The 16,102-nt window shown below is 41.1% G+C and carries 11 protein-coding genes; 10 read left to right on the top strand and 1 reads right to left on the bottom strand.

Going from position 1 to position 16,102, the window contains the following annotated elements:
• Window positions 1-8 precede the first annotated feature (8 nt).
• The 10 genes from glpK to QT327_RS10030 all read left to right on the top strand — a co-directional run bounded on the left by glpK (window position 9) and on the right by QT327_RS10030 (window position 14,492).
• On the top strand, window positions 9-1,523 hold the full coding sequence (glpK, locus tag QT327_RS10075; protein ID WP_013666175.1) for a glycerol kinase GlpK: 1,515 nt from the start codon (window positions 9-11) through the stop codon (window positions 1,521-1,523).
• Window positions 1,524-1,781: 258 nt separating this feature from the next.
• Window positions 1,782-2,516, top strand: a complete 735-nt coding sequence (locus QT327_RS10070) for an MIP/aquaporin family protein (RefSeq protein WP_130857551.1) — start codon at window positions 1,782-1,784, stop codon at window positions 2,514-2,516.
• 247 nt (window positions 2,517-2,763) lie between these two features.
• The gene (locus QT327_RS10065) at window positions 2,764-5,946 is read left to right on the top strand and encodes a TonB-dependent receptor (protein ID WP_289552755.1); all 3,183 of its coding nucleotides are present in this window, start codon (window positions 2,764-2,766) and stop codon (window positions 5,944-5,946) included.
• Window positions 5,947-6,178: 232 nt separating this feature from the next.
• Window positions 6,179-9,274, top strand: a complete 3,096-nt coding sequence (locus QT327_RS10060) for a SusC/RagA family TonB-linked outer membrane protein (protein ID WP_289552754.1) — start codon at window positions 6,179-6,181, stop codon at window positions 9,272-9,274.
• Between the two features lie 20 nt (window positions 9,275-9,294).
• The gene (locus tag QT327_RS10055; protein ID WP_210421309.1) at window positions 9,295-10,869 is read left to right on the top strand and encodes a RagB/SusD family nutrient uptake outer membrane protein; all 1,575 of its coding nucleotides are present in this window, start codon (window positions 9,295-9,297) and stop codon (window positions 10,867-10,869) included.
• 117 nt (window positions 10,870-10,986) lie between these two features.
• Entirely contained in the window at window positions 10,987-11,646 is a 660-nt protein-coding gene (locus QT327_RS10050) for a glycerophosphodiester phosphodiesterase family protein (protein ID WP_289552753.1), read from the top strand.
• Window positions 11,619-11,765 (top strand): glycerophosphodiester phosphodiesterase, encoded by a 147-nt coding sequence (locus QT327_RS10045; protein WP_354004815.1) that lies wholly within the window; start codon window positions 11,619-11,621, stop codon window positions 11,763-11,765. The genes QT327_RS10050 and QT327_RS10045 overlap by 28 nt, the downstream gene beginning before the upstream one ends.
• Window positions 11,766-11,770: 5 nt before the next feature.
• Entirely contained in the window at window positions 11,771-12,724 is a 954-nt protein-coding gene (locus QT327_RS10040; RefSeq protein WP_289552751.1) for an HAD family hydrolase, read from the top strand.
• A gap of 8 nt (window positions 12,725-12,732) precedes the next feature.
• Window positions 12,733-13,413: a GDSL-type esterase/lipase family protein gene (locus tag QT327_RS10035; protein WP_130857555.1), complete on the top strand. Its 681-nt coding sequence runs from the start codon at window positions 12,733-12,735 to the stop codon at window positions 13,411-13,413.
• Window positions 13,410-14,492, top strand: a complete 1,083-nt coding sequence (locus QT327_RS10030; protein WP_289552750.1) for a metallophosphoesterase — start codon at window positions 13,410-13,412, stop codon at window positions 14,490-14,492. Before QT327_RS10035 ends, QT327_RS10030 begins: the two co-directional genes overlap by 4 nt.
• A 592-nt stretch (window positions 14,493-15,084) precedes the next feature.
• On the opposite strand, the gene QT327_RS10025 is transcribed toward QT327_RS10030, so the two are convergent.
• Window positions 15,085-16,068, bottom strand: coding sequence for a 2-hydroxyacid dehydrogenase (locus tag QT327_RS10025; protein ID WP_289552748.1), 984 nt, complete (start codon window positions 16,066-16,068; stop codon window positions 15,085-15,087).
• Between the last annotated feature and the right edge of the window lie 34 nt (window positions 16,069-16,102).

Genomic DNA, 16,102 nt, shown 5'->3' with positions numbered 1-16,102 from the left:
AATAAAATATGAGCCAAAGCAAATATATACTTTCACTTGATCAAGGCACAACAAGTTCTCGTGCTATTATTTTTAACCACCAGGGAGAGATTGTATCCATCGCGCAAAAAGAGTTTACACAATTTTATCCTAAATCCGGGTGGGTAGAGCATGATCCGCGAGAAATTTGGTCTTCACAAATAGCCGTTATCGCCGAGGCCCTGGTAAAGGCAGAAGTTAAATCAGTAGATATAGCGGCCATCGGAATTACTAACCAACGCGAAACAACAATTGTTTGGGATCGTGAAACCGGCAAACCTATCTATAATGCCATTGTCTGGCAAGACAGACGAACCGCTCCCTATTGCGACGAACTTAAAGAACAAGGTTATGAGGAGCTTATCAGAAAGAAAACCGGATTATTAATAGACTCTTACTTCTCCGCAACAAAGATCCGTTGGATCTTGAATAACGTAGATGGAGCGAGAGAAAAGGCCGAAAACGGAAAGCTCCTCTTCGGTACCGTTGATAGCTGGCTTATATACAATTTGACGGATGGCGAAAAGCATGTTACTGATGTAACAAATGCATCCCGTACGATGCTATACAATATTTCAACCATGCAATGGGATAAAGAACTGTTGGATCTTTTTGAAATACCCGCAAGCATGCTTCCAGAAGTTAAGTCATCGAGCGAAATCTATGGACAAACCGCAGGAAAAATACTGACAGATCGCATTCCGATAGCCGGCATTGCAGGCGACCAACAGGCTGCACTCTTCGGACAATTATGTACAAGCGAAGGAATGGTAAAAAACACTTATGGGACAGGTTGCTTTATGCTGATGAATATCGGCAACAAACCAATCGTTTCAAAGAATAATTTGGTGACTACCATAGCATGGAAAATCGGCAGCCAGGTGACTTACGCCTTAGAAGGTAGCATTTTTATTGCCGGGGCCATCGTACAGTGGCTTCGTGATGGTCTGGGCATTATTAAATCGTCTGAAGAAGTGGAGGCCTTAGCCAGTAAGGTGGAAGATACGGACGGTGTATATCTAGTTCCTGCCTTTGCGGGTCTCGGTGCTCCGCATTGGGATTCCTACGCTAGAGGGACAATGGTTGGATTGACAAGAGGTAGCAATGCGTCCCACATTGCTCGCGCCGCGTTGGAAGGAATCGCTTTCCAAACAGTTGACATATTAAAGGCTATGGAAGCAGATGCAGGAAAAGAAATCCACGAATTACGTGTAGACGGTGGCGCTACTAACAACAATCTGCTTATGCAATTCCAGGCAGATATTTTGCAAGCAGCGGTCGTACGACCGAAAATCACCGAGATTACGGCTATCGGAGCAGCTTATCTTGCAGGCTTAGCGGTTGGCTATTGGAAAGACATGGATGATTTGAAAGATCAATGGCAAATCGACAAAACCTTTAAACCAGATGTTAAAATCGATATTGAAAATCGTATGCAAGCTTGGCATCGCGCTGTCGAAGCGGCGAAAGCCTGGGCAAGATTGGAAAATCAATCGGCCAATTAGCCAATGTGATAATTAGTCGATAAATGAGCCGGCGTGACAACCGAAGAGGTGAGTTTATCCGGCCTTTAACACATTCGGAATTAGCTTGTTGGCTGAAAAAGGAACTCGCAATCGGTTACAAATAATTGACGACAAATAACTAACAACCAGCAACTAACAACTACTAACCAATAACGAATAACTTATAACCAATAACGAACAACAAATAACTAATAACCAATAACTAATAACCAATAACTAGAAGTTAACAACTAAATTATGACACCTTTTATAGCTGAACTATTAGGCACGATGATACTGATCTTATTAGGTGGAGGCGTCGTCGCTAATGTGGTACTCAAAGGCACCAATGGACACAGTAGCGGCTGGATCGTAATCACAACCGGCTGGGCATTAGCGGTTTTCACAGGCGTAGTTATCGCAGGCCCCTATAGTGGGGCACATTTAAATCCAGCAGTTACATTAGCAATGATTTTAAGCGATAATCTAAGTTGGGCTACCGCCTGCTCTTATGTGCTGGCACAATTTATCGGCGCAATGACCGGCGCTTTTTTAGTATGGCTCATGTATAAGGACCATTTTGATGAAACCGAAGATGCAGGTGCCAAGCAAGCCGTATTCTGTACCTCGCCTGCTCTCAGAAATCTACCTATCAACTTAATCAGCGAAATTATCGGAACATTTGTCCTTATTATCGCTGTGTTTTTCTTTAAAGATGGTGAGATCGCCATTGATGATACCAAAGCACCAATAGGTTTAGGATCCATCGGCGCAATACCTGTAGCTTTTGTTGTGTGGGTGATCGGCTTGTCACTTGGAGGAACAACCGGTTATGCGATTAATCCGGCCCGCGACTTAGGCCCTCGGATTATTCATGCCATTCTGCCTATAAAAAATAAAGCAGGATTTAATGCAAGCTATGCTTGGGTGCCCGTTATCGGTCCGCTGATTGGCGCTGCCCTGGCCTATGTTGTTTATATAATCGTCACGTAATATTTTGTTCGTATGCCTGATAGAAGGTGTACGCGTGCCTTTTTCAATGTTAGCTAACAATTTAATAACATATATATAACATTATAAACCGGCTGTACCACAGCTTCATAAAGTGTCTAGCTTTTAGACACACGTATTTAAATGAATTTACTTAGACTGCCATGGCCAACGGTGTAATAGTTTATGCCTTTGCTTTGGCGGAAGGGTAAGTTTCATGGCCATTAAGAACAAATTATTAATGAAAATTATGAAAAGCAACATTTGTCTACTGTTATTTGCATTTATTGTAAGTACAGTAAGTTTTGGGCACCTGATGGCGCAAACAACACAAGGGGCTATCACTGGTACGGTAAAAGGAGAAAACCAAAGTCCGATCGCCGGCGCTTCTGTAATCGTAAAAAATGAATCTACGGGGTTTACCAACACAACAACAACGAACAGCAACGGCCAGTTCAACTTTAAGCAGCTGCCCTTAGGTAAACCTTATACCATTAGAGTTACTTATATTGGCTATTCTGCCTATGAACAAACCGGTTATGCCCTCAATCAGGGAGATATTTTACGTCTCAATATTTCTTTAGCCAGTAAATCCGTCCAAATGGATGAAGTCGAAATCAGTGCATCTAATATTAAGAATACCGTAGGGAACTTCGGTGCTGCAACTTCCGTTACGGGGAATGATATACAAAAACTACCGGTAAATGGCCGAAATTTCACCTCCCTGATAGACCTCTCCCCTATGAGTAATGGTAACAGTATGGCCGGACAATTAGCATCTTCCACCAACTTTACATTGGATGGCATGACGTCTCGTAACCCAACTTCAGGCGGTACCGCCAATCGCCGTGGCGGCTCCTATGCTATTTCCATGGAGGCGATACGCGAATTTAAGATTGTAACCAATCAATATGATGTAACTTATGGTCGTAGTGGCGGTGGTACCATTAATACGGTGACCAAATCCGGAACCAACACCTTTACGGGAAGCGCATTTGGCTTTGCACGGGCCGACTGGTTATCCAGTCCCTACGATATCCGTGGTAATAAGCAAGATAATGAATTCTCTACTTACCAATATGGTTTTTCATTGGGAGGACCTATTGTAAAGGACAAAGCACATTTTTATGTCACCTGGGATCATCAATCGGATGCCAGACCCTTCCAAGTTGCCGACATCCGTTCACCCGAAGATGAAAAGCGGTATAATGTAACCCAATCAACGCTTGATCAGTTCTTAGATATTGCCAGAAATAAATATGGTGTTGCCAGTTCGCCGCAATTTGGATCTTTCGACCGAAAGCGGAGCACCGATGCCATCTTTGCGCGTGTTGACTGGCAACTTAACAATAAACACTTACTCACCCTGCGAGAAAATTTTGTCTATGACAAGAACAATCATAGTTTGGGTGATAATTCCAAAATCAACCTATATGAAGTGTATGGCTCCGTCAAAACATCCGATAACAGTTTCTTAGCAACGCTGAGATCTGTGTTAAGTCCCAAGATCACCAATGAACTCAAAGCACAGCATTTGTACACTTCCGAATCCTCTGTTCCCAATGAACAGCTTCCCGGCAAAAGTATCCCGAGAGCAATCATTCAAAATATCAGTTCAACCATTGATGGAAAAGAAGTTTTAACCGATATACAATTAGGCGGACAGCGCTATATACCGGAATATTTTTACAACAACGTATTTCAGTTATCTGACAATTTATACTACAATACCGAAAAGATAAACTACACTTTTGGAACAGACATCATGTATACCCATATGAAGTCGCTATACGGCAGTGAAATGAACGGGCGCTTCTATTTCACGGGACTGGAAGAGTTTAATAATTTAGATCCTTATCGTTATGCTCGCGAAATTGCTTTGGAAGACGATCCCAGCGTTAAGCAAAATATTTTGACTGCCGCACTTTACGCCCAGATGCAAACCAAGCTCGGAAAGGGCTTAGACATGATGGCCGGTATCCGGGCAGACTACACATCTTACATCAATAAACCGAATTTCAATCAACTGGTTTATGATGAGCTGGGATTAAATACATCCAATGCCTTAAATAGTTTTATCCTTCAGCCACGGATTCAATTTACCTGGGACATTAACGAGCAACAACGGGATATCCTTAAGTTTGGCGCCGGCATTTTCGGATCCGACATTAACAATTATGCCATGATCAATAACATGGTTTTCGACGGGACAAAGGTGGCAACCATTGATGTTCAGCGTAACGCTCCCGGTGCGCCTCTTGGCATTACGCCCAACTTTCCACAATATAGACAAGATCCAAGTACCGCACCAGGATATGAGTTATTTGAGCAATTAGGCATAAGTCCTACTTCTACTATTAACATGAACGGAAGCGATGCCAAAATACCTACTGTTTATAAAGGAAACATTTCATACAACCGGCTTATTACCAATCGTTTAAAACTAGGATTAAGTCTATATGCCAGTTTAGCGAGAAACAATTATATGTATGTCGATAAAAATATGGTTGACGAACCATTTTTTCGCATTGCCAATGAAGCGAATAGAGGCGTATACGTTCCGGCATCAACAATTAACACCGCGAATGGATCGGCCGACTGGCAGAACGGGCGTAAATCAACTAAACTAGGAAGGGTGTTGGAACTGAATAGCGAAGGAAAGATCAACCAATATGCCGTTGTTCTCGATGGAACTTATCAATACTATAAAGACGGCGTCCTATCGTTCAGCTACACCTGGAACGATAGCAAAGATAACACCTCCTTTAATGGTGATGTTGCCAATACTGCTACCTTAGAATTAATGACGCCAGGCGATCCACGTGATTTAAGTAGAATGGCTTATTCCAATACGCAGTTCCGCCACAAATTAGTAATATATGGCGCGTTACCCACCTTCTATGGCATCAGTATCGGCTTGCGCTATTCGGGAATAGGCGGAACACGCTATTCATTGGCCGTTAACGGAAACGTAAATGGTGATTTTGTTAACTCAAACGACTTAGCTTATATTTTCGATCCGAATAATAATAACGTGCCCGAAGCCTATCGGAATGCCATTCAACAGATTTTGGATAATCCGGAGGCAGATGCCGGTTTAAAGGAATACATTAAACAGAGCATCGGACAGATCGCCGAGCGGAATGGTGGTACCAATGGATTCTACGGAACCTGGGATTTGCGGATAACCAAGAGATTTACGACTTACAAATCGCAGTATATCGAGCTTTCCGGAGATATCTTCAATTTAGCGAACTTACTCAATAAGGACTGGGGCGTACAAAAAACCTTGGGAAAGCAGAATATTTATAACATCAGAGGCTTTGATCCGACATTAAATGTTTACAACTATAATATGAATACCAATGTAGGCGTCATTAATCCGTCCGGAAATCCTTATCAAATACAAATAGGTATTCGCTACGGTTTTTGATCGGCGGTAATAAACCGCTCGAAAGCCTTTTTAATTATTCAACTATTATATGATTTCGGGAACATCCTTAATCATTTGCTTTCGTTTCAAGGACACACTTTTCATTCAATCAATATTTTACATCAAATGAAACATTATGAAACCTACGTAATTTTCAGAAAACAAAAAGAAGAAATCATTAGTCATGCCTCTCGCTTAGGGTAGAGCCTGTTCATAATAAAAGAAAAAACAAATGAAAAAAATTAAAACCAGACCACTAAAACAAAGAAGTTTGATCTTTGCCGATTATAGGTTTCGGTGCCTATTAGCGTTCCTATTATACGCGGCCACGGCTTATAGTCAACAAACCTTTACTATTCAAGGTACTGTTAAAGCCATAGACACGAAAGAGTCGTTACCAGGTGTATCTATCGTTGCCAACAATAAAGCTATTGCCATTTCCGACGCCAATGGGAATTTTGCTGTTAAAGTTAATGCTAATACCAGCATAATTTTCAAATATGTCGGTTATCGACCCTATACATTGAATGTGACAAGTAATTTAACAAAGCTTTCAATCAGCTTAGAATCAGCGAACACTTTGTTAGAAGATGTTGTCGTCGTTGGATATGGTACGCAAAAAAAGGAAAATGTAACAGGTTCCGTCAGTACCTTGGATATGAAGGAAAAAGAAGGATCGCCAACTACAAACATCAGTAATGCATTAGCAGGGATGCCTGGAATGTTCGTTCGACTTGGCCAAAGTCAACCGGGAATTGATCGATCGGAAATTAGGATTCGAGGCATGGGTACACTTAGCAATAATAACCCCCTCGTTCTGGTTAATGGCATCGAATACTCAATGGACGAACTAAATCCCGATGATATTCAAACCGTAACGGTACTGAAAGATGCATCAGCGGCAATATATGGATCAAGAGCTGCCAACGGTGTTATCTTAATTACGACCAAAAAGGGAACTGGGGTATCACAAGTGAATTATAATTATTACAACGGTATTCAAAATCCTACACGAATGCCCGACGTCATCTGGGATCCGATTCAATACATGCGTTTAAAAAACCAAGCACTCGCCAACCAAGGACAGGCCCCCGTTTATTCGGACAGTCAAATTGAAGAATACCAGGCTGGAATGGCATCAGATCCTCATACCTACCCAGCCAACAATTGGTTTGACATCGCTTTAAAAGATGGCAACATACAAAAGCACAACCTGAGCTTTGGTGGAAGTTCGGACACCTATCAATACCGCTTGTCATTGGGGTATTTAGATAGAGATGGTATCATTATCGGGCCCTCTGATAACGAAAAGCGTTATTCGCTCGGTTTCAATGCATCCATCAATATTTCGCAACGTTTAAAAGTGGGCGCATCCATTGACGGATATTATCGAAACTATGAGCAACCCTTTTATGGAAATAACTTTTTCCAATATTTAAGTCGCACACTACCCATTTTGACAGATCGGCTTGCAGATGGTCGTTACGGCAATTCCTGGTTATCTACGCCTGGCAGAAACAATTGGGAGAATCCGCGAATGATTGCCGAAACCGGTTATTCCAAAAAAATCGTTCAGCGCTTTTTAGCCTCCGTTTTCGGAGAATACAAATTGCCCTGGAACATCACCTACAACATCAAGTTTGGTGCAGACAAATATGATGGTCTCCTTTCTCAATTTACCCCGCAAGTGCAAAGCTTCAATCCAAAGACATTGAAACCAACCAATTGGAACAGCCCCGCTACGGCGCCAAGATCTAATAAAACGGACGACAATGACTTAAATCTCCACTTCTACAACACATTAGACTGGAAACAACAGTTTAAGCAGAAGCACAATGTAGCGATCATGGTAGGCTCTGCTTATGATTACTTCAGCAATGGACAGTTTGCTGCTGAAATGACGGGATACTTGGACGAAACCTTAACGGCACTGAGTGTAGGAAGCATTCGGAACGCAATCTCCGGAAAAACTACCGAAGATGTTTTGATATCCTATTTTGGAAGAGCGAACTACGATTATAAAAACAAATACCTACTGGAGGCGACTTTTCGTTACGATGGTTCTTCCAGGTTCTCCAAAGAAAACCGATGGGGTTTCTTCCCTTCCATTTTAGCCGGGTGGCGTATTGATCAGGAAAATTTCTTTAACTCAAATACCATCAATTTATTAAAGTTACGCGCCTCGGTTGGCCGCTTAGGAAATCAGGCTGTCGAGCTATATAGTTATGAAAACAACATTGAACTTAAGCAAGATTATAGTTTCGGAGGGCCGAGTGGATTATTAGCTCCGGGTGCCGCGGCTTTGGCTTATGCAGATCCAAGGACAACTTGGGAAACAACAACGACCTACAATGGGGGCCTTGATATCGAACTTATGCAAAGCAAGTTAAATCTAACCGCAGATGTTTATAAAAAGCATACGACTGGTATTTTAAGAACAGTTAACTTCCCCTCTCAAGTAGGCTTAACAGGACCTAAGAGAAATGTTGGCACCGTAGATAACACGGGATACGAACTAACGGCGCAATATCGCGATCAAATAGGCGCAGTAAGCTATGGAATACAGGGTAATGTAGCATACAATAAAAATAAAGTGATCGATTTGGACGGCCAAATTCTTTACGATTTCGACACTAATTTATCAACCATAACAAAAGAAGGATTACCCATTAGCGCTCACTACCTATTGCAAGCGGACGGCTTTTTCCAAAATCAGGAGGAAATTGACAACCATGCCTTTCAAAGCAACGCAACTAGGCCAGGCTACATCAAATACAAAGACATCAATGGCGACAATATTATAAACGGTGAAGATCGAGTAGCTTTGGATGAATCGTCTGCTATTCCGAAGTATACTTACGGATTCGGTTTTAACATCGATTATAAAGGTTTATCATTTCGCGCATTTTTTCAAGGCATAGCCGGTCTTAGAATTTACCCGATGGCAAACCTAGCTTATCCTTTCAACAACGGAGCAGGTGCCACAACCGAATGGCTCACTGATGCCTGGACGCCTGAAAACACGCAAGCCCGATTACCCATTGTGACGGAAAGTACGGGCAATAAGGACAATTTTCTCCAATCTGATTTTTGGCTAAAAAGTGGCTCGTATTTGCGTTTAAAAAACGTACAGTTGGCCTACTTGATTCCTCAGAAATGGACATCAAAAATCAATATCGCTAAGGTTAGCGTCTTTGTAAATGCAGAAAATTTCCTGACTTTTTCTAAATACAAAGATTTCGATCCGGAAACGATTATCAATTATAGCTCCTTATATCATTATCCGATGTTAAAAACCTTTAGTGGCGGCATAAATGTAACGTTCTAAAATCATCTTAAGACAAAAAAATGAAAAGTAAAAAATATAAAATAGCCGCCATTTACACGATGCTTGTTTTGGCGGGATGTAACCCGGATCTTCTAGACAGGGAACCCGATTTCAAGTATACCGAAAGCAATTTTTGGCAAACAGAAGCTACTGCAAACGCAGCATTAACCGGCATTTACGCCGTATTAACCGGTAATGGTTTGTTCGGAGGAGATGCCACTCCTTTATGGGAAGAAGGCGCAACTCCTAACGCTTATTGTTATAGTGGCGGTACCTTAGGCTACGATGCGATTGGACGTAGCCAGCAATCCGCCAGTACAGAAGGAATTATTGCCAATCGTTGGGCACAATGCTATCAAGGTATAGGACGTGCTAACACATTCTTCGCACGAGTGGGCGATGTTGGGCTCGATGCTGAAAAACAGAACCTCATGGAGGGGCAAGTTTATTTCTTAAGAGCGCTTTATTATTTTGAACTGGCTACCTATTATGGTGGAGTGCCCCTTATTTTGGAAGCACCAAATCCGGACACACAAGTAAGCATGCCTCGGAATTCCCGAGAAGAAGTGATTGCACAGGTTATAGCTGATCTAAATACGGCCGTTGAGAAACTTCCGGTAAAACATGCAGGTGGAGATTTAGGAAGAGCTACAAAAGGCGCCGCCATGGCACTAAAAGCGCGTGTGCTCCTCTACGAAGCAAGCCCTCTTTTGAATCCGAGCAATAGTTCCGAAAAATGGCAGGCTGCTGCAGATGCAGCAAAAGCTGTATTAGACCTCGCTCCTGCGGCAGGCTATGATTTGTTTGAAGACTATAGGAAATTATTCCTTCCGGAAAACGAAAACAATAAAGAAGTTATTTTCGATGTACAATTTCTATTTCCTGACGAAGGACACTCATTTGATCTGATCAATACACAATATAATTCGAATGCACCACTTCAAGATTTGGTGGATACTTACGACATGAAGAACGGATTGCCTATTACCGACCCTGGCGCCGGCTATGATCCTGCAAAGCCTTATGAAAATCGTGATCCCCGACTAGCCGCAACAGTCGTATACCCTGGGTCCCTTTTTAAGGGAGAAGTTGCAAGTGCCGACTATTATAAACAGACCGGCTTCGCGATGAAAAAATATTCCATTTATGACGCAGAAAAACCACCAAAAGATAAATCTGATTTAAAGTCCGGGCAATCAGAAACGAACTTCATTGTCCTACGATATGCGGATATATTGATGATGTATGCAGAGGCACTCAATGAAATAGATCCAGGCAATCCTGCCATTCTCGAAAACCTAAACAAAATTCGAAAACGTGTCGGTATGCCGGAAATTCCATCCAATAAAAGTCAATCAGAAATGCGCGAACTCATCAGGAAAGAAAGACGGATTGAGTTTGCAGGAGAAGCGCTTTATTATAACGACATAAGACGTTGGAAAATTGCCGAAGTTGTTATGAATGCCCCTATAAAAACGTGGCAAAACAACATTATTGAGACGAGAAAATTCAATCCGGCAAGAGATTATTGGTGGCCTATTGCGCAAAAAGAGTTGGATCTGAATTCGAAACTTGAACAAAATCCAAATTATTGAATTAACATAAAGATAGCATTTATATAACACAAAGCAATCCGAGCAAAATCGCCTATTATCATGGATAATTTGTAATTTGCTCAATTGTTTGCAAGCATATTTAACAACACAAAAACAATGAAAAAACAATCTTTTTTAATCACTGCAATTTGTTTATTTACTTTTATGCAAAGCACTTATGCTCAATTTAATAAAAACGTAGTTATTGCGCACAGAGGGGCTTGGAAACAGGCCGGTTTACCGGAAAACTCCCTTGCGTCATTAAATCATGCGGCTGAACTCGGTTGCTACGGTTCCGAATTCGATGTGTACTTAACTAAAGATGATATCCTGGTGGTAAATCACGATAGGGATTTTTACGGTATCGATATAGAGACTGCAACATATCAAGAATTACTAGCCAAAAAGCATCCGAACGGCGAATCTATTCCAACCGTTGAGGCCTATCTTAAAGAGGGTATGAAACAGAAAAAGACAAAACTGATCTTTGAGTTGAAACCTTCCAAATTAGGCAAGGAACGTGTATTGAAGGCTGCGGAAATGTCTGTTGTCCTTGTTAAAAAATTAGGTGCCGAAAAATGGGTAGACTATATTACCTTCGACCGCGACGCAGGCAAACACCTAGCAAAACTGGCCCCAAAAGCTGAAGTGGCCTATCTTAACGGCGACTTAAGTCCGGCCGAAGCAAAAGCTGATGGGTTTAAAGGCATCGATTACCATTACAATGTTTTCAAAAAAATCCATCATGGATTAAGGATGCCCACAAGATCGGCTTAACAGTTAACGTTTGGACTGTAAACGACGCAGAGGAAATGAAAAGTTTGCTCGATCAAAAAGTAGAATACATCACCACCAATGAACCTGAGCTGCTTTTTGACATTCTCAGCAAAAAGTAAGCCCGATGATGTTAGTAGTAAACAAAATCAAGAAAGCCCTGTTTATCGGAGGCTTTTCTTTCTTATTTACCTTTTCTTTTGCGCAAACCTATCGGCCAATCCACGGTTGGACAGGTCAGGTTAATCAAAAGTTGGAAAGTTTCCTTAACTCGACCTTAATTATCAAGGAGCGAAAAGTTGCTGTTTTCGATTGTGATGGAACACTCTTTGGACAATCTCCTTATTACTTAGCTGACGAAGCAATCTACGCGTTTGCCAAGGAGAATTATGCAAAAAAGGTAGACAGTTTATCTAAAGCGAAAATGGCCATTATCGATGCAATGTTGCATGGAGACAATGTAGGCGTCAACTATGTCAAAAATCGCATTGCTTTTTTAGCGGGCTTGACGCCAGATGCAGTCAAGGCAATTGGAAAAAACTGTTTCTATGAAAAATATCGGTCGAAATTTTACCCGGAAATGCGTGAATTGCTCGCAAATCTACAACACTATGGATTCGAAATCTGGGTGCTTTCGGCATCGCCGGAACTACTCTATCAGCAATTTGTAAAGGAAGACCTTGGCATCCCGGAAGAACGCATACTAGGTGTAAAGTCGGTAGTTAGTCACGGCAGAGTAACTAATCAGTTGGTTTGCCCCATTCCGCAAGACGGGGGTAAAGCGGAAGCCATTCAAACATTTATCAAGGCTCGCCCCCTATTAGTAGGTGGCAACAGTCGCGGGGATCTGGAAATGATGAACGAATCGGTGGGTATCAAACTTATTGTAAATCCCGATGATGAGAAAATAGAAAAAGGCATACACGCGGGTGACATGGATGGCTATACGGTTAAACAATACTGGGAAGCGCATGATGCCTTAACCGTTTATTGCCATGATGCCGACGACACAAAATCTACCTATATCACAAAAGAATGGGGTATCCCCCCTAATAAAAGTCATCCAAAGATTAAGCATTAAATATAACTATGTACAAGCTGAAATCACTTTTAATAGCTTATTTGCTGTTCATGGGCTTTTTAGAATCACAAGCTCAGCAAGGTTGGGATAGCACTTATCGCCCGGCCATTTACCCCCTGCTCGTTGATCAATTTAAATCCTTTCCAAAAGCTAAGTCAGACATCATTTTCCTTGGCAATAGCATTACTGCAGGAACAGACTGGAATGAATTATTGCAAATCCCGCAAGCGCGTAATAGAGGTATTTCCGGGGACATAACGTTTGGCGTCCTTGAACGACTAGATGATGTGATTGCCGGTAGACCGAAAAAGATATTCGTGCTCATCGGTATTAACGACATATCCAGAAATATACCGGACGACGTTATTCTCAATAATTACGAAAAAATAATCGACCGAATACAAAAAGGTTCACCTAAAACCCACATCTACTTCCAAACTCTGTTACCGGTAAACAGTACTTTTGAGAAGTTCAAAAACCACTATGGTAAAGACGAACATATTCTTTACATAAACGAAGGCATCCGAAAGCTAACCACGGAAAAGGGCATTCAATTAATCGATTTATATCCGCATTTTCTTGATGGAGACAATCGTTTGAAGGCCTCCTTGACGCACGATGGTTTACATTTACGTATGGAAGGTTATCAATTATGGGCAAAAATCTTAAAAGATGGAGGTTACTTATGAAATCTATTTTAAAAATTTGGGTATTTAGCTTTATTCTATTCCACCTTGGAACGGAGACTTACGGACAAAACAACTCCTATCAACCCCCTGCGCTAACGGATAGCAATTCATGGTCAATGATCTTATTACCCGACCCGCAAACGTATGTGAAATTTAGTCGTAATCAAGCTATTTTTGACCTGATGACCAGTTGGATAGGCGAACAAATAGATCCCTTACATATTAAAATGGTTCTGTGCACGGGCGACTTGGTTGAACAGAATAATATATGGATCCCCGAAGGCAAAAATGGTAATCAAGTAAGTATTGAACAATGGCGCTCGGTAGCGAAGGGCTTTAATAAACTAGATGGCAAAGTGCCTTATATTGCAGCTACAGGCAATCATGATTACGGCATTAAAAGTGCAGAAAATCGCGAAACCAACTATAATCAGTATTTCCCACTCGATAAAAATCCATTGTCAAAAGCTTTACTGAAGGAAGTTGGTTACGATATTGACGGTAAACCAAGTTTAACAAACGCGGCTTATGAATTTAGCGACCCAAAAGGCATCAAATACTTATTTTTAGTGCTTGAATTTGCACCGCACGATGGTACCCTAGCTTGGGCGAAAGAAATAGTCAATAAACCCGCTTATGCACAACATCGGGTTGTCTTGCTTACACACTCCTATCTAAATGCGAAAAACGAACACATAGAATCAGAAGGTTACAAATTGCAAAATCCAAATTATGGAAAGGCTGTGTGGGAAAAGTTAGTAAAACCTTCAAAAAATATTGTCTTAGTTTTTTCCGGCCATATTGGTGCACCTGATGATGAAAGAGCCCATATCGGCTTCCGAACAGATACCAATGCCGGTGGGAAAAAAGTACAGCAAATGACCTTTAACGCGCAGGCCTTGGGAGGTGGTTGGCATGGCAACGGTGGTGACGGATGGTTACGTATATTGGAATTTTTACCAGATGGAAAGACCATCAAAGTAAAAACCTTCTCTCCTTTATTTGCCATTTCGCCGTCGACACAACATTTAGCTTGGCGCACAAAAGACTACGATGAATTTTCGTTTGAACTGGATTAAATCAGAAAAGAAAAGCCTTCAACCGGGGAGATTGAAGGCTTCCTAACTAACCAATTATAAACCTAAATTATGAATGATACAAAGATAGTGTACAAAATACACTTTGACAAATCTTTTTTTGCTGTTTAACATTTTGATGACAATGATTGTCAGTTTAAAAAACAAGCCCTGTGATTTGGGAACCACAGGGCTTGACAAACCCAATATAAACAAAAACCAACTATAAGACTATGGAAAAGTCAAATGGTTACATTCGCTGTTAAAATTTTAACAAATTTTAACAAAATGGACTATATATTAATTCTTCCAGGGTGGGCGTAAAGAAAATTCGGTTAGAAGTGTGGAAAAGACGTTATGCGAAAAAGCGAAGGGAAGGAATTGTGAATTGGGGCGACTCCGCAGAACAGTGGGTTGAGAAACGAATTTTTAGCGAGAACCGGACAGCCTTGATGTTTGACTCACTTTGCATCAAGGTAAATTGAGATAAATTAAAAAATAAAAGAATCTGATTAAAAAACCTTCGCTTAACATAAAAAAGACATTATTCGTTACCGAAGGTCATCTTGTCAAAAACATCTATGTCAATTCATTATTAGGTTAATGAATTGTTCGTTTTTAGACCATTTTTTGCGTCCCTTAGATTTTTCAAGGTAATCGACGCTATTTCGGCTAGCGCTTCCGTTGTAAAGAAACCCTGATGTGAGGTAATAAGTACGTTGGGGAAGCTCATTAATCGCAAAATATCATCATCGTCAATAATATGCTCCGAAAAATCCCTGAAAAACAACTTTTCTTCCTGTTCGTATACATCAATACCTAAATGTCCCACTTTTCCGGTTTTCAAAGAATTAATAATATCTGTAGTATGAATTAAGGCCCCTCTGCTGGTGTTAATAAGCATAACACCATTTTTCATTAAAGCAAGGCTCTCTTCCTTAATCATATGTTTAGTACTCGGCACTAATGGGCAATGGAGTGAAATAATATCGCTTTTTGACAGGAGTTCCTCAAAATTCACATTTATAATATAGTCGGGATGAGTCGACTCGACCGGATCATACCCTAAGAGCTCACATCCAAAACCATGCATAATTTTACAAAATGCCAGTCCTATTTTTCCTAAACCTACCACACCTACTTTCTTTCCATGCAGATTAAAGCCGGTTAAACGATTTAAGGAGAAATTACCTTCCCGCACTCGATTATAAGCTTTATGTGTTTTTCGATTTAGCGTCAAGATCATAGCTACCGCATGTTCAGCGACTGCTTCCGGCGAATAGGCGGGGACGCGATATACGCTGATTCCAACGCGCTGAGCGGCCTCTAAATCAACTTGATTAAATCCTGCACAACGTAAAACCACGATTTTAATGTTTAAGCCAGCGAGCCTTTCAAGCACTTTGGCATTTGCATGGTCATTTACAAAAATGCAGACCGCATCACAACCTTCCGCAAGTTTTACCGTTTGCTCATTGAGGTCGATATCAAAAAAAAGAAAACGATAAGCCTTCTCCTTGTTCATTTCTTCAAAAGAAGACTTATCGTATGGTTGTGCACTATAAAAAGCGATCCTCATCTTGTGTATATATTTATCGATACAAGATAAACGA

This window comes from Olivibacter sp. 47 (assembly GCF_030372825.1).
GTDB lineage: Bacteria > Bacteroidota > Bacteroidia > Sphingobacteriales > Sphingobacteriaceae > Olivibacter > Olivibacter oleidegradans.
The sequence above is the reverse complement of the archived record's forward strand: the minus strand, read 5'-3'. Positions and strand labels throughout refer to the sequence as shown.

Coding starts and splice junctions, on each gene's coding strand:
- glpK (WP_013666175.1), top strand. CDS start 9: ATGAGCCAAAGCAAATATATACTTTCACTTGATCAAGGCACAACAAGT.
- QT327_RS10070 (WP_130857551.1), top strand. CDS start 1,782: ATGACACCTTTTATAGCTGAACTATTAGGCACGATGATACTGATCTTA.
- QT327_RS10065 (WP_289552755.1), top strand. CDS start 2,764: ATGAAAAGCAACATTTGTCTACTGTTATTTGCATTTATTGTAAGTACA.
- QT327_RS10060 (WP_289552754.1), top strand. CDS start 6,179: ATGAAAAAAATTAAAACCAGACCACTAAAACAAAGAAGTTTGATCTTT.
- QT327_RS10055 (WP_210421309.1), top strand. CDS start 9,295: ATGAAAAGTAAAAAATATAAAATAGCCGCCATTTACACGATGCTTGTT.
- QT327_RS10050 (WP_289552753.1), top strand. CDS start 10,987: ATGAAAAAACAATCTTTTTTAATCACTGCAATTTGTTTATTTACTTTT.
- QT327_RS10040 (WP_289552751.1), top strand. CDS start 11,771: ATGATGTTAGTAGTAAACAAAATCAAGAAAGCCCTGTTTATCGGAGGC.
- QT327_RS10035 (WP_130857555.1), top strand. CDS start 12,733: ATGTACAAGCTGAAATCACTTTTAATAGCTTATTTGCTGTTCATGGGC.
- QT327_RS10030 (WP_289552750.1), top strand. CDS start 13,410: ATGAAATCTATTTTAAAAATTTGGGTATTTAGCTTTATTCTATTCCAC.
- QT327_RS10025 (WP_289552748.1), bottom strand. CDS start 16,068: ATGAGGATCGCTTTTTATAGTGCACAACCATACGATAAGTCTTCTTTT.